Raw genomic sequence first — 13,946 nt, 5'->3', positions numbered from 1 at the left:
ACAATTGCAAAAGGTAGCTTAACTCCGATTTTTTGTTGAATAGGTATTGAATTACCTAAAGCGTTTTAAATTGATAAATAAAATATATGGGGGATGTTAAATGAAAATAAATAGACATTCTAGAAAAAAGGTTAGTAAGAGTCGAGATGCAAAGAACAATTTTAAAAAAAAATGTGAAATTGGGCCGATAAATCCATTGAAGCGTAGGCAACAGGCATTTCTAACCCGACAAAGAGCAGCGCTTTTTCAAAAGAACCTTCCTCTTTCAAACCATCAATGTAATAACGATGAAGATTTGTTTTTATGTAAAATTGGGAACTATTCCAAAGGATTACCACACAATGCCCTTGGCGAAGTTAATCTCGATGCCTATAAGGCAATGATGAAGGCGTTAAAAACTGGTAATCCGGATGATTTTGAACTCATACCTCTAGGAGGTTTTGTCAAGCTAGTCGATCCCCAAGCTGCTTATGTATTCGATTTAGTGGGCCCTGATTCTCATCAATTGAGTATTGCTATCCCCCCAGCATTTAGTAGCGCTTGGGAGGCGAGTGAGATGGCCGAAGTTTATTGGCAGGCTCTAACCAGAGATGTGCCTTTTAAAGAGTACAACACTAATCAGCTAATCTTCGCGGCTGCTTCAGATCTATCGAATTTTTCTGATTTTCGAGGTCCGAAGGTCAATGGAGTAGTCACGGCCGATACCTTGTTCCGCGGGAAAAATCCAGATAATCTAGTAGGACCCTACCTCTCCCAATTCTTGTGGAAAGACATTCCATTCGGAGCCAAAACAATCGTCCAGCAATATCGCACTACTGTGGCTAATGATGACCATCTGACTTTGTATAAAGAATGGTTGAATATCCAAAATGGATTTACTCCTTCCTCCTCAAACGTTTTCGATTCTACCCATCGATTTATCCGCAATGGTCGTGATTTAGGCGAGTGGGTTCATAAAGACTTTACTTACCAGTGTTTTCTCGCTGCTTGTTTGATTCTTTTAAGTTTTGGGCGGGAAGCGTTAGATCGAACCAACCCGTATCTCACTTCTTTGACACAAGAGGGTTTTATTACTTTTGGTCCTCCACATATTCTTGATTTTGTAGCAAGGGCAGCACGGACAGCCTTAGAGGCTGCCTGGTTCCAGAAATTTCTTATCCATCGCCGACTTCGGCCGGAAGAGTTTGGTGGACGTGTGCACAATCATTTAACGGGTGCAGCGAGCTATCCTATCAACTCAGAACTATTGAATTCACAGGCTGTATCTCAGGTTTTTAGTACATTTGGGACTTTCCTTTTGCCGATGGCCTATCCAGAAGGCTGTCCTACCCATCCAGCCTATCCTGCTGGTCACGCCTGTGTTGCTGGGGCAGGGATCACAATGCTAAAGGCATTCTTTAACGAATCATTTATCATCCCCAATCCTGTCGAAGCAAGTGCTGATGGTCTCTCATTATTACCATACTCAGGTCAACCATTAACGATAGGAGGGGAGTTGAATAAACTTGCCTCAAATATCGCACTTGGTCGTGACAATGCCGGTGTTCATTGGCGTTCCGATGGATCTGAGGGTCTGAAGCTTGGAGAAGCAATTGCTATTGGAATCCTTAAAGATTACAGGAAGACCTACAATGAGGATTTTTTTGGCTTCTGTCTCACCAAATTAGATGGAACAACCATAATAATCTGAAGGGTTTATTTCGATATCCTTGTAAAAATATTAGTGATCACTGTACCGGCAAAAAAACTGATCAAGCTTTTCCTTTCAAAAAAAATACGCGGACAAGCTCGTGATTCTTGGAGATCCTATATTGATTTGTATAGAAAACAGCCATATAAAATCATTCTATATCATGTCTTTTTAAGAATATCAAATGAGGTATTAGAAAATGCTATCTAAATAGGGTTGGTTAACGTCAGGAGGGCTACCTTGTTTAATCAGATAGTAAAAGTCGTTCCTAATTTATTTACGATTGGTAATTTAATATGTGGAGTGCTATCAATTACGTTTAATATGAGCGGTTTTTTGGAAGCAGCGGCGATTTTTATTTTCATTTCGGCGGTGTTTGATCTGTTTGACGGCAGGATCGCGAGAAAATTAAAAGTGAATAGTGAATTTGGGGTAGAATTGGATTCCTTAGCTGATATTGTTAGTTTCGGAGTGGCTCCAGCACTACTATTTCATTCGATTGCTGCGCCGTCCTTATTTACTTCATTGGCCTTTATCCTTTTCCCAACGATGGGGGCATTAAGATTAGCTAAATTTAGTGTTAAACCAACCATTGGCTATTTTAAAGGCTTGCCGATTCCAGCTGCTGGATTGCCTTTAGCTGGTATGGGGTATTTTACTTATAGCAATGCATGGATCACTTTAATCCTTGCTCTCTTAATGGTAAGTCCCATTAGGGTAAAAAAACTTTGAATAGAATTCCCATGGCCAACTCCTCATACTAAAATGGTAGAGAGCTGGCCTTTAATGGAAAATAATGAGGTGTGATTATTCGAATAGAGCTATTATTTATCAGTCGATTATGAAAAGGAACAAATCCATAAACTAGAATTCATGTAACAAAGACGAAATAAAATTGTCATATATCATCCGATTTTTGTAAAAGAAATACCCCGAAAACTATACCCACTTTTTACCGCGAATACGCTCGTTTCAGTATTTATGGGCATAAATCTCCATTTTCCTCTCGTTCCAATTTTTGGACCAAGATTCACTATGTTACATATGCTAGCCTACTAGTAAGCAAGAATTTTTAGGAGGGTAACTAGCATGAGGAAACTGAAGAAATTATTAATTGCGGGAACACTTTCAATAACACTTTTCGGTTTTGCCGCAGAATCGAATGCAGCAGCATCTACTCATCTTGTACATAATGGAGAAACGTTTTGGACAATTGCCAATCAATATAGAACAACTGTGCTATCTTTGAAGAAAGCCAATAATAGAACGAGCGATTTGCTTTATGCTGGGGAAAAAATTGTTATTCCTAACCCAATTTCAGCCGCAGATCGTGAGTTAATTGCAAAACTTGTACGTGCGGAAGCGGTGGGTGAGCCATACGCAGGGAAAGTTGCAGTAGCGACAGTTGTCTTAAATCGCCTTGATAGTCCACTTTTCCCAAATACGGTATCAGGCGTCATCTATGAAAAAGTCAGCGGTCATTATGCATTTACTCCTGTTCAAAATGGAACAATTAATCAAGCACCTGACCAGGAATCAAGAAGAGCCGTTGAAGAAGCTTTGGCATTCAGAGGAAAAGGAAAAGGATCTTTATATTTCTTTAATCCAAAAACGTCAACAAGCAAATGGATTTTTTCACGTGAAGTAACGGTCACGATTGGAAAACATCGATTTGCAAAATAAAAGAATACAAGCATGCCAATCACCTAAGTTGATTGGCGTTTTTTATTTTTAGAAGTAGTGCATATTATCTTTATAAAAACTTTTATACCTACTGATGGCAGTCCGGAGGTTCCAATGGATTTTTTTCAGAGTCACGAATCATTAACAACGGTGGAATGGATATTACGAGCTGTTGTTGCATATATTTTTATGCTAGTTATTTTAAAGCTATTAGGGCGGCGTTCCCTTGCACAGCTAAGCTTGTTTGATTTCGCTCTTGCATTAATGATTGGAAATATTATTGCTCATCCGTTATCAGATGAAAGATTAGGCTTTAAAGGCTCAATGACTACGATGATTGTTATCGCGATATTATATTTACTCTGCGTTTTTCTAACATTGAAGTCATTTAACGTTCGGAAAATGTTCCTGCCCGAGCCATTGCCTTTAGTGAAAAATGGAGAAATCAAGATAAAGAATTTAGCCAAATCGAGAATCTCAGTAGAATATTTATTGTCCGCTGCTCGCAAAGAAAAAATTGAAGATCTCAAAAAAGTATCACTTGCCTTATGGGAGCCGGACGGTACGATTTCGTTCTTCATCCGCCCGGACCTCGAACCCGTTACCCGCAGTGATATGAACATTGTTCCGGAAGCATTTAGCTTTCCCATTACGGTCATAAGAGAAGGGAATATCGATTCGAATCAGTTAAAAAAGCTCGGAGTGGAAAAAAGCTGGCTGCAGTCAAACATTAAAAAAGCCTACCATGCTGATATCAATCAAGTATTGCTTGCGACATTGGATAAAAATAAGCAATTAAAAGTTTTTTTATATCGGCTAAAATAGTGGTCTTTGATGAATTTTAGCCAAATGCTAGTATGTGTTTTAATTCTTATGAGTGATGATTCAATTCGGTTTTAAACGAAATTTTCCACAAATAATATTGTACCTTCCGAAGAAAAATATTTATAAATAGGAAAAGCTTAAAGGAGAGACAGGAAGTATGAGAGGGTATGTTCTTTCTATTTGGAATTGGCTTGATCCGATTTATTATTTTTTTTCACGCCTAACGCTGCTTCCGTGTGAAGGGGCAAAAAGCAATATTTTCCGGATTCGCGTAACAAAATATAAAGGAAGAAATGTCATCCTTTCTGACGGTACTCGAATTAATAAAAATGACATATTAGTCAAAATTCATCTCCACAATGCCAAGTTATTAAAAGAACTAAAAGACATTAAGAGTGATTTAAAAAAAGCGAAATTTATTTATCATTATGTCCAAAAATCTCTTCCCGAGGTGGAGCATTATATACGGGAATGCCGTCAAGCCTATATGATAAAGGGGATTGTCGGCATTACGATGCTGAATAAAGGCTGTGAACGGCTTGGCTTTGAAGTCGTTGACATATCCAATCCGATTTATAAATGGTTTAAATGGTTTGCCTTTTTACCGATTGAGCTCCTAGCCGAAAAACATACTTCCTGGGAGATTCTCATCAGCCGCAAGCCAAATTATTTGTTTATGTCGACAAATAAGCTATCGGAAATGTATAAAGGATAAAACAATCATGATTTTGTAATTTCAGGTATGTAAATGTCGTCGGCTTCATTTCATTGCGCTGGTCACTACTTCGTACATCAAGGCTTGTTCAATGAATCAGCTGACAATTTAATTTACAAATAAAAAAAAAGCTGTTAATTGTTAACAGCTTTTTTATATGGCTACAACAGCTTTGTTCTTATCACATAATGGCAGCTCATGCAAGGTAATTTCCGGGCGGCTCCCAATCCGGATATTAACACCTGTTTGGCCAAGCCCCTCACTAATATAGTAAGGTTTTCCGTCTTGTTCTTGAAGCCCTTTAATAATATTCATTCTTGCAAGCTGTCCCATCTTCATAAGGTGATATGCTTTTGGATAGCAAATTTGTCCCCCGTGAAAATGACCGGATAATAAATAATCAAAATGATAGTTCTTCATATGAAGAACGATATTCGGATCATGAGTTAAAACTAAATTTATTCCATGTTTAATTCCATTGTAAGAAGCCTCAAGATTGCTTTTTTTCGTGCTGAAATCGTCAATGCCAATAATATTCACGGGATATCCATCAGCCCAAATAGCGTCATGTTCATTTTGCAGGACCTTACAGTTGTTTTGTTTAAGTAAATCTATCAATTCTTGCAAGTTTTGACCACGCAGAACATAATCATGATTTCCTAAAACAGCATACATGCCATGCTTTGCCTGTAATTGATTTAATACTTTTAAATATGGAATAAGCTTCGGAATCGTACGTTTTCGGTCAAGGAAATCACCAGTAAGAGCAATTAGATCAATCGGTTCGTCTTTTAGCTTTTCATAAAGATCGGTTGGAGAAATAGATATATTTTCAAGATGCAAATCAGAGAGGTGAAGGATGTGTAACTTTGGGTGATTTGCGTGTTCATTAATTTTAACTTTATTAATAACAACATCTTTCGTATTATTATTAGCTTTTTTTAGGAGATAAAATAGAATCAGTGCGATTACAGCAAAAAGTATCATCAAATAAAATCACTCCTTCCATAACACTGAGTATACATGAAAAGCTTCCCCATTTTTACAAGCAATAGATGGAAGCTTTTTGGTATCTCGATAGGGAGGAGTGACTAGCTTACCCTTGAGCTTTGTCTAAACCACATTTTATAAAACAGAAAAATAGTGAGCAGAAATAATAGATATATACATAATCCGATTGAAAGATGGAAAAAAGACAGGAAAACTTGCTCTCCGCTAAACGCAACGATAAACATAGGCGGAATTAGTCCAATAGCTGTTGCTATTAGAAAGGTGCGAAAGGAAATCAGGCTGACCCCTGAATACATATTAACAACTGGCGGCGGAAAAATAGCAATCAGTCTGGCAAGGAGAATGGTAATAAACGCATTTCTCTCGAGCATCATCTGAAATCTTTGCATCCCTTTAATTTTCATTAAATACTGATTGAAATAGTCTCGAAAGAATGTTTTGGATACTAGAAAATAAATCATAGCAGCACCAAGCCCGCCAGACCAATTAATGACCGTTCCTAAAAATACCCCATATTTCGCTCCCATTAATCCAGCAAATAAGGTGAACGGAATAAAGGGAATTGCAGCTAGCAATACAGAGAGAAGAAACATAAATGGGAGGTCACTCGCATCACTCTCATGAATCCATGCAAAAATCAAATCTTTATTCATGAAAACGACACTGAAGATGAATATGTAGAAAAAAAGAATCCACCACTTTTTCATAGAAGCCTCGTTCTTTCATGTTTTCTTTATTTTTTGCACTTACCGAATCGTGATTCCTGTCAAATCTATGTTCATTGTGCAGAAATTGGGTATTTTCAACAAAAAACTGATAAGTCATTGTAAAACAGGATCTATCAGCTAATCTGAAATGATCGTTATAAGATTCTAATGTTTTTCGGATAAATATATGGCTCCTCAGGTTCGCCTACCTTTTTCCACTCTGTAATTTTTATAAAGGGAAGTTCCATTCCATTATAGGTAGTGATATCCAAGACTCCTCGTAATTCTATCCATGTATCCGTATCTACGGAAGCCGCTTCAGGAAGTTCTGTAAGAAATCCGACAATGCTTGCATCTGCCACACAATGGGTAATAAAGAATCTGGCGATGACAAGCTGGTTCTTTTCGAAATCATCCTCTTTATAAGCAAAACCAGTTAATTGAATGGTTTTGCCTTTATATTTCTGAATGTCCATATGAATATCCTCATAATAGGTCGCAAAAACAGACTGTTCCATAATAACGCTTGGCTTTTGGGCAAGCATTTTCTTTAGCTGCTCATATTCTTCTTCTGACATTTCTTCTTGTGCGGCTAATTTAGGATCAATCGTATGTTCAGTCGGGGTAGGAGCTTCAACTTTTTCGCTAAACTCATTATCCGTAACATCGCTTTGTTTATCGTCATTTTTATTATCTGTCTGATTAGATTGACTATTCGTCCCTCCTTTAGAAGCTTGCTTCTGATTCGTGATAATGGCCATGCCCCCTTTTTTATTCGCAATAGAGGCATCAAGGACCTTTGCGGGCAGCAAGAAGCCTGTTATTAAAGGAAAAACAATGACCATGTAAGAGAATAGTTTCTTTAAATTAAAAGGGGTGTCGCCATGATCGTGATTATGATCACATCTTTCGTGATCTTCATGATGACAGTGATGATGCTGGTGCTCTTTGGTTATCCAAATTCTTGTCAACTGGATTAGAAATAATACTAGAAATAGGATCGCCGCAGCAATACTTAAGCCGTCATATTTTGGATTAATAAACTTCAAAATCTCCCCGGTAAAATGAAGCTTAAAAATTAGGATGGGAAAGCTTAATAATATTAAGGCCCTAATAGCCTGTTGGAAACGAAAGTTCATAGAATTCTCCCCTTATCGCAGATTAACGGGCAGTAAGACTCCCGCCTAAAAACTTTAGATGAATCGGAGAAGTTTAGGAGGGAGATTAACTGCCCGTAAAGGCCCGATGACGGACAGGATGTCCTAGTCAGGCGAAAGCCACAGGACGTGGCGCTTTGAGCGTGATAAGTTCAACTAACATTCAGTGGGAAAGACATCCCACTGAATGAAGTTTCACTTTATAGAAAGCCTGATACTAATAGTAATGAAATAAAAACAATGGCAGTAATGAGTGCTAGAACGGTCATGACAAATTTAAAACGGAAGACACTTAGCATCATTAGTGTGTTTTTTAAATCAATCATGGGTCCAAAAATCAAAAAGGCCAAAATAGATGGGGTTGGAAAGATGCTGCTAAAAGAAGCGCCAATAAATGCATCCGCTTCTGAGCAAAGGGATAACACGTAAGCGAGTCCCATCATAACGATTATCGACGAAACGGGACCATTCCCAGCTTCTAGCAGTGCTTTTGCAGGCATATAGGTTTGGACAACTGCCGCCAAAAACGCCCCCATTATTAAATATTTTGCCATATCAAAAAATTCATCAATTGAATGGGTAAGCATGGACCATAGTCGCGTAATAAAATCCTCTTTGGGCTGTTTATGTATGTATTCAATGGTGGTTGATGAATTAAATTGTGTTCCTTTGAAGAACAGGCTAACAGCAAAAGCTATGATGATGGAAATGATAAAACCTAGCCCCATGCGCAATCCTGCAACCGTCATATTATTACCAAAGGCCATATAAGTAGAAGCGATCACAATGGGATTAATAAGAGGGCCAGTCAACATAAAGCCCATAGCTGCATAGATCGGCACCCCTTTGCCAACGAGTCTTCGCACAATCGGAACAATGCCACACTCACAAGCAGGAAACAGGGCACCAATGACACAGCTCATAATCACGGCCAAGACTTTATTTTTGGGAATACATTTTCGAATATGTTCTTCCGTTACGAAGATTTGAATAACCCCCGCAATCAGAACGCCAATTAAAACAAACGGCAATGCTTCTATTAAAATACTAATAAAAATCGTATTGAGATTTAAGATCGAAGGCGGGACATTTAGTGAGCCTTTTAAGTCAGAGCTAAATGAAATAAGGTAGAGGGCTACGGCAATAATCAATATACCTGTAATTTCAATGATATGAGAGCGAATAATCCGATTCATAAAAATCTCCTTGTTTTTTGTAGAAATAATAAATTGTCGGCAGCCTATTTGACCAAGTCTTGATGTACGAAGTAATCATCAGCGCAGTGAAATTGGTTGACTGCCTTTTACATACAAAGTTATTAAATCGTAACAATTACGCTTTATATTTTAAAATAAATCTATGATTAAATAAACAAAAAAATGAATGTAAAAAATTAATAGTTAGATTATATATGAAAAATTGGCAGAAAAAATTTTTTTATTAAATCTTGCATTGAAGAAAACTTTATAATATTATTTAAAACGTAACGATTACGCTTTGGGAAAATACCTTTTAATAAAATCAGTAGGGAAGAAGTGAAGTATCCCTTCTTCAAAAGTTTCTTTAGGTAATAAAGTCTATGGACAACTACATTATTTAAATCGTAATGATTATGATTTATAGAAAAAGGAGTGAACAATATGGTTGAAAAAATACCAGTTACTGTGTTAAGTGGATATTTAGGTGCAGGAAAGACAACATTACTAAACCACGTATTGTCGAATCGTGAGAATAAAAAGATTGCCGTCATTGTAAATGATATGAGTGAAGTGAATATCGATGCTTCTATGATCAAGCAAGGCGGATTTACTAGAACAGATGAGAAATTAGTCGAGCTTCAAAATGGCTGTATTTGCTGTACATTAAGGGAAGATTTAATCATTGAAGTTGAAAGGCTTGTACAAGCAGGGGATATCGATTACATATTAATTGAATCTACTGGAATTTCCGAGCCTATTCCTGTTGCCCAAACATTTACATATGTAGATGAAGGTCTTGGCATAAACTTACCTGATTATTGCCAGCTTGACACAATGGTAACCGTAGTAGATGCCAATCGATTTTGGCATGATTTTGCATCAGGTGAAAGCTTGCTAGACCGAAAGCAGGCAATGGATGAATTCGATACACGTGAAGTTGTTGATTTATTAATTGATCAAATAGAATTTGCCAATGTCATCATTTTAAACAAAATTGATTTAGTTGAACAAGAAAGTGTTCAGGAGTTAAAAGCAGTTCTTCAAAGGCTGAATCCAGATGCCAGAATCATTGAGAGCTCACATGGCAAAGTGGCACTAAATGAAATCTTGAATACTAATTTATTTGACTTTGAAGTGGCAAGTCAAGGCGCAGGCTGGATAAAGGAATTAAATGAAGAGCATACGCCTGAAACAGAAGAGTATGGCATTTCTTCGTTTGTCTATCGGAGAAAAAGGCCTTTTCATCCGGAGAGATTTACGGAGTGGCTTGAAGATTGGCCAGAAGACATTGTTCGAGCTAAAGGCTTCTTTTGGCTAGCCACCCGAAATAATATGACAGGATTATTGTCACAAGCAGGGCCATCAATCATTCTGCAAGGTGCAGGTGAATGGATTGCTGCTTATCCGGAATTGGAAAGAGAACAGATTCTCAAGGATGAACCAGAATTGCTGGAGAAATGGGACGAACAATTTGGAGACCGAATGATTGAACTCGTCTTTATTGGGGTGGACATGAATAGAGAAGAAATTGAAGCTTCATTAGATATATGTTTGTTAACAGATGAAGAGATGCAAATGGACTGGAATGATTTGAAGGACCCACTTCCCCTATTTGTAGCAGCACAATAGTGAATATCCGCGAGTTTCGGAGTATATCCGCCAGTTTTTCGATATATCCGCTATTTCAGAGCGGATATCCGCCAAATTTCAAATATATCCGCCACATCAAAACTAGGAGATGAAAAAAATGAGAGTAAAAATCACATTAGCATGTACAGAAACAGGAGATCGCAATTATATTACGACAAAAAATAAAAGAAACAATCCAGACCGCATCGAGCTTATGAAATACTCCCCGCGATTAAAAAGACATACGCTGCACCGGGAGACGAAGTAATTAATTTTAAAAAAAATTAAAATGCAAGAGCTGATAAATTTCTAAAATTATGATAGGAACATATCAGCTCTTCCTATTAAGCCGACTAATTATGATAAAGTACCTGCCCCGTCTTCCTTCAATAACTCCAAAAACACGGATAAAGCCTTTGTTTGAAAGGGGGATCGTAAAACGGTTGAGAAATCCCGTTGGACGGAAATGTCTTTCATTTGAATAACTGAAAGTATGCCGTTTGCCTTTTCCTTTCGAATCACGCAATCGGATAAAAGGCTGATGCCAAGTCCTGCTTCCACCGATTCCTTAATAAGCTGTGTGCTTCCGAATTCTAAAATCTTTTTCGGGGAAAAATTATAACGATTAAACAGTTTTTCTACAGCTTCTCTTGTACCTGAACCATTTTCCCGGCAAATCCACGTTTCATTTTCCAGATCCGAAAGAGAAATTCCGCCTTCCATTTGTACTAATCGATTATGAGGGGAAGCGACAATACTCATCGTATCTACGGCGAAGGGCTCAATCGTTAAATGGCCATGTTTATATTCTCCTTCAACAATACCAATATCTAATTGGTGCCTAAAGACGAGCGTTGCAATTTCCTTCGTATTCCCGATTGTAATGGAAGGAGTGATTAAAGGGTATTTATCATGCATTTTCGCAATCAAATGCGGCAAAATGTATTCACCAAATGAATAACTTGCTCCGATTGAAAGAGACCCGCTTGGCTTGTTAGTTAGGTCATCAATTAAATAATTCATTTTGGAATAAAGACTAATTATTTCCTTTGCATGGTGATATACAATTTCACCGGCCTTATTTAGGCGGACGAATTTATTGCTACGCTCCAATAAGGTTGTTCCCATTGATCGTTCTAATGCTTGAATATATTGGCTGACGGCTGGCTGCGTCATATGTAATTCTTCCGCCGCACGAGAGAAATTCTGCTTTTCCGCGACCTTGATGAAAACAGCTAATTGCTGATCCATATATATCCCACCCTTCAGTGTCTTATTCTATTATATCGATTTACTTATCATCATTATTATAAATAATTATTTTTCTTATAGTATTAAAAGGTTTATGCTGAATTTAATCATAATATTTTGGTGGTGATATCAAATGGGAGCTCATGCAAGAGCACTTTCAGAAAAGAATGAGCTAGTCCATCCCGAGAAAAAATCATCTTCTTTCGGAAAATGGGCAGGTGGAATCGCATTCACATTTTTTATTGCTTGTTTAGGCTTTCTATTAGCAAAAGCACCTGGTTTTAATCATGTTGGGCAGCTGGCATCTGCCATCGTAATTGCCGTTTTGTACAGAAATATTTTAGGCTATCCGGAAATATTGCGTGCAGGTATAACATTTTCTTCAAAAAAATTATTGCGCTTTGCCATCATTTTATATGGATTAAAGTTAAATATTGGAACTGTGTTAAGCGATGGTCTAGGCTTACTGATTCGAGATGCGGGTGTCATTGTTTTTGCCATTCTTTTAACAGTGTGGCTTGCCCGTTTGCTTAAAGCGGATAAAAATATTTCACTCCTAGTTGGAGTAGGGACGGGAGTATGTGGTGCCGCCGCTATTGCAGCCATTGCTCCGATTATTAAATCAAAGGATGAAGAAACGGCAATTGGGGTAGGCATTATCGCTTTAGTCGGAACTATTTTTGCCATTATCTATACGATTTTACGCCCAATTTTGCCGATGACTGATATCCAATATGGTATTTGGTCAGGCATCAGTTTACATGAGATTGCTCATGTGGCATTGGCAGCAGCACCGGGGGGACAGGATGCACTAGCTATTGGTTTATTGGCGAAACTAGGCCGGGTATTCTTACTTGTTCCGCTTTGTTTCATCTTTATGTACTTGATGCGGAACAAAAATTCCGGAGAAAACAATGCGAAAATCGAATTCCCATGGTTCTTAATTGGTTTTATCATTATGAGTGTAATCGGCAGCTATGTGCTCGGTCCAAAAATTCCAGTATCAGAAGGTTTTATGAATGGAGTAGCCAATGCAACGACATGGTGTTTAACAGCCGCTATGGTCGGATTAGGGTTAAATGTCAGTCTGCGTGATCTCCGGACGAAAGCGTTAAAGCCTCTGATCGCGATGGGGATTACCTCTGTTGTACTTTCTGTTATTGCCTATTTTATTGCTTAAAAATTCTATGTTTCTGATATTATTCCCTTTAAGTAGACAGTGTAAAAAGTCCATGCTCTTTATTATGGATGCTACACTACTACTTAGAGGGGATTTTTTCTATATTAATTAGTTAAACGATAGGAACTCCCGTTGGGAAAATAAGGATTATTAACTTTGTTGACATCATACCTAGTGGGGTATACAATGAACCTTGTTAGTATTGAAAGTTAAATAAGGAAGGTTCGTAATGATTTTTTTATTCACCGTGATACTCTGCATCATTTTAGCTGCCATGTATATAAGATATTTCCCGGCAGGAAATGTTAAGTGTGCAAAGACACTTAGCCATCCTATAGATTCAATAGTAATTGTTGATGTAAGAGATTATAATCAATCATATAATGATCCAATTCAAGGAGCAATCAATATTCCTTTTGCCTATATGAAAAGACGTTATTCAGATATATCTCATAAAAATATCCATATAATCGCCTCTGATTATCTAGAAAAAAATATGAGCATTCGTTTTTTAAGAAAAAGAGGCTTCAAGATCATAGGATATACATTAACGGATTGTAAATGCCAATAGAAAGGAGAATCCTTATGGAATATAATGATCAAATGAAAAATAGGATAAAACGTATCGAAGGACAGCTACGAGGAATTTTGAAGATGATGGAAGAGGAGAAAGATTGTAGGGACGTTATTACACAGCTTTCTGCAGCCAGATCAGCTATTGATCGCACAATTGGAGTTATCGTTAGTTCAAATTTAGTTGAATGTGTGAGACAGGCTGAAGAAAAAGGAGAAAAGAACACAGAAGAATTAGTGAAAGAAGCAGTAAATTTACTAGTGAAAAGCAGATAAAATAGAAAAGGGTTGACACTCTTTTTTATTTTTAATAATATAAATACCCA

General features: G+C 37.5%; 15 protein-coding genes. 10 read left to right on the top strand and 5 right to left on the bottom strand.

What is annotated here, in order from left to right; translation table 11 throughout:
* Positions 1–100: 100 nt before the first annotated feature.
* The 5 genes from F7731_RS13760 to F7731_RS13740 all read left to right on the top strand — a co-directional run bounded on the left by F7731_RS13760 (position 101) and on the right by F7731_RS13740 (position 4,913).
* On the top strand, positions 101–1,690 hold the full coding sequence (locus F7731_RS13760) for a vanadium-dependent haloperoxidase (protein WP_246197212.1): 1,590 nt from the start codon (positions 101–103) through the stop codon (positions 1,688–1,690).
* A gap of 240 nt (positions 1,691–1,930) precedes the next feature.
* Positions 1,931–2,422 (top strand): CDP-diacylglycerol--serine O-phosphatidyltransferase, encoded by a 492-nt coding sequence (gene pssA, locus F7731_RS13755; RefSeq protein WP_151535362.1) that lies wholly within the window; start codon positions 1,931–1,933, stop codon positions 2,420–2,422.
* A gap of 357 nt (positions 2,423–2,779) precedes the next feature.
* A complete protein-coding gene (locus F7731_RS13750; RefSeq protein ID WP_151535361.1) occupies positions 2,780–3,373 on the top strand; it encodes a cell wall hydrolase in 594 nt (197 codons plus the stop codon).
* A 114-nt stretch (positions 3,374–3,487) separates the two neighbouring features.
* Positions 3,488–4,198 (top strand): DUF421 domain-containing protein, encoded by a 711-nt coding sequence (locus F7731_RS13745; protein WP_151535360.1) that lies wholly within the window; start codon positions 3,488–3,490, stop codon positions 4,196–4,198.
* Between the two features lie 157 nt (positions 4,199–4,355).
* Complete coding sequence (locus tag F7731_RS13740) at positions 4,356–4,913, top strand: YkoP family protein (protein ID WP_151535359.1); 558 nt, start codon at positions 4,356–4,358, stop codon at positions 4,911–4,913.
* A 153-nt stretch (positions 4,914–5,066) separates the two neighbouring features.
* Here F7731_RS13740 and F7731_RS13735 read toward each other — a convergent pair whose 3' ends face one another.
* The 4 genes from F7731_RS13735 to F7731_RS13720 all read right to left on the bottom strand — a co-directional run bounded on the left by F7731_RS13735 (position 5,067) and on the right by F7731_RS13720 (position 8,984).
* Positions 5,067–5,900 carry a metallophosphoesterase gene (locus F7731_RS13735; RefSeq protein WP_151535470.1) on the bottom strand — a complete coding sequence of 278 codons (834 nt, stop codon included), beginning with the start codon at positions 5,898–5,900 and terminating at the stop codon, positions 5,067–5,069.
* A gap of 104 nt (positions 5,901–6,004) precedes the next feature.
* Positions 6,005–6,631: a TVP38/TMEM64 family protein gene (locus F7731_RS13730; protein WP_151535358.1), complete on the bottom strand. Its 627-nt coding sequence runs from the start codon at positions 6,629–6,631 to the stop codon at positions 6,005–6,007.
* Between the two features lie 155 nt (positions 6,632–6,786).
* A complete protein-coding gene (locus tag F7731_RS13725) occupies positions 6,787–7,770 on the bottom strand; it encodes a TIGR03943 family putative permease subunit (RefSeq protein ID WP_151535357.1) in 984 nt (327 codons plus the stop codon).
* 218 nt (positions 7,771–7,988) lie between these two features.
* Entirely contained in the window at positions 7,989–8,984 is a 996-nt protein-coding gene (locus F7731_RS13720) for a permease (RefSeq protein ID WP_151535356.1), read from the bottom strand.
* Between the two features lie 444 nt (positions 8,985–9,428).
* Between F7731_RS13720 and F7731_RS13715 the strand changes: the two genes are divergently transcribed.
* The gene (locus F7731_RS13715) at positions 9,429–10,616 is read left to right on the top strand and encodes a GTP-binding protein (RefSeq protein WP_151535355.1); all 1,188 of its coding nucleotides are present in this window, start codon (positions 9,429–9,431) and stop codon (positions 10,614–10,616) included.
* Positions 10,617–10,734: 118 nt separating this feature from the next.
* The gene (gene rpmG / locus F7731_RS13710; RefSeq protein ID WP_150930639.1) at positions 10,735–10,884 is read left to right on the top strand and encodes a 50S ribosomal protein L33; all 150 of its coding nucleotides are present in this window, start codon (positions 10,735–10,737) and stop codon (positions 10,882–10,884) included.
* Between the two features lie 89 nt (positions 10,885–10,973).
* Here rpmG and F7731_RS13705 read toward each other — a convergent pair whose 3' ends face one another.
* The gene (locus F7731_RS13705; RefSeq protein ID WP_151535354.1) at positions 10,974–11,867 is read right to left on the bottom strand and encodes a LysR family transcriptional regulator; all 894 of its coding nucleotides are present in this window, start codon (positions 11,865–11,867) and stop codon (positions 10,974–10,976) included.
* Positions 11,868–12,000: 133 nt separating this feature from the next.
* Between F7731_RS13705 and F7731_RS13700 the strand changes: the two genes are divergently transcribed.
* From F7731_RS13700 to F7731_RS13690, 3 genes are all read left to right on the top strand, one after another.
* Positions 12,001–13,047 (top strand): YeiH family protein, encoded by a 1,047-nt coding sequence (locus F7731_RS13700; RefSeq protein WP_151535353.1) that lies wholly within the window; start codon positions 12,001–12,003, stop codon positions 13,045–13,047.
* Positions 13,048–13,276: 229 nt separating this feature from the next.
* Positions 13,277–13,618, top strand: a complete 342-nt coding sequence (locus tag F7731_RS13695) for a rhodanese-like domain-containing protein (protein WP_151535352.1) — start codon at positions 13,277–13,279, stop codon at positions 13,616–13,618.
* A gap of 14 nt (positions 13,619–13,632) precedes the next feature.
* A complete protein-coding gene (locus F7731_RS13690; protein WP_151535351.1) occupies positions 13,633–13,896 on the top strand; it encodes a metal-sensitive transcriptional regulator in 264 nt (87 codons plus the stop codon).
* The last annotated feature ends 50 nt before the right edge of the window (positions 13,897–13,946 follow it).

Origin of the sequence: Cytobacillus depressus (assembly GCF_008923245.1) — a bacterium.
Classification (GTDB): Bacteria; Bacillota; Bacilli; order Bacillales; family Cytobacillaceae; genus Cytobacillus; species Cytobacillus depressus.
The sequence above is the reverse complement of the archived record's forward strand: the minus strand, read 5'-3'. Positions and strand labels throughout refer to the sequence as shown.

Bases quoted from the DNA above. Each gene is read 5' to 3' on its own strand.
- F7731_RS13715 (WP_151535355.1), top strand. From the start codon at position 9,429: ATGGTTGAAAAAATACCAGTTACTGTGTTAAGTGGATATTTAGGTGCA.
- F7731_RS13760 (WP_246197212.1), top strand. From the start codon at position 101: ATGAAAATAAATAGACATTCTAGAAAAAAGGTTAGTAAGAGTCGAGAT.
- F7731_RS13735 (WP_151535470.1), bottom strand. From the start codon at position 5,900: ATGATACTTTTTGCTGTAATCGCACTGATTCTATTTTATCTCCTAAAA.
- F7731_RS13745 (WP_151535360.1), top strand. From the start codon at position 3,488: ATGGATTTTTTTCAGAGTCACGAATCATTAACAACGGTGGAATGGATA.
- F7731_RS13730 (WP_151535358.1), bottom strand. From the start codon at position 6,631: ATGAAAAAGTGGTGGATTCTTTTTTTCTACATATTCATCTTCAGTGTC.
- F7731_RS13695 (WP_151535352.1), top strand. From the start codon at position 13,277: ATGATTTTTTTATTCACCGTGATACTCTGCATCATTTTAGCTGCCATG.
- F7731_RS13750 (WP_151535361.1), top strand. From the start codon at position 2,780: ATGAGGAAACTGAAGAAATTATTAATTGCGGGAACACTTTCAATAACA.
- F7731_RS13690 (WP_151535351.1), top strand. From the start codon at position 13,633: ATGGAATATAATGATCAAATGAAAAATAGGATAAAACGTATCGAAGGA.
- F7731_RS13700 (WP_151535353.1), top strand. From the start codon at position 12,001: ATGGGAGCTCATGCAAGAGCACTTTCAGAAAAGAATGAGCTAGTCCAT.
- F7731_RS13720 (WP_151535356.1), bottom strand. From the start codon at position 8,984: ATGAATCGGATTATTCGCTCTCATATCATTGAAATTACAGGTATATTG.
- F7731_RS13725 (WP_151535357.1), bottom strand. From the start codon at position 7,770: ATGAACTTTCGTTTCCAACAGGCTATTAGGGCCTTAATATTATTAAGC.
- rpmG (WP_150930639.1), top strand. From the start codon at position 10,735: ATGAGAGTAAAAATCACATTAGCATGTACAGAAACAGGAGATCGCAAT.
- F7731_RS13740 (WP_151535359.1), top strand. From the start codon at position 4,356: ATGAGAGGGTATGTTCTTTCTATTTGGAATTGGCTTGATCCGATTTAT.
- F7731_RS13705 (WP_151535354.1), bottom strand. From the start codon at position 11,867: ATGGATCAGCAATTAGCTGTTTTCATCAAGGTCGCGGAAAAGCAGAAT.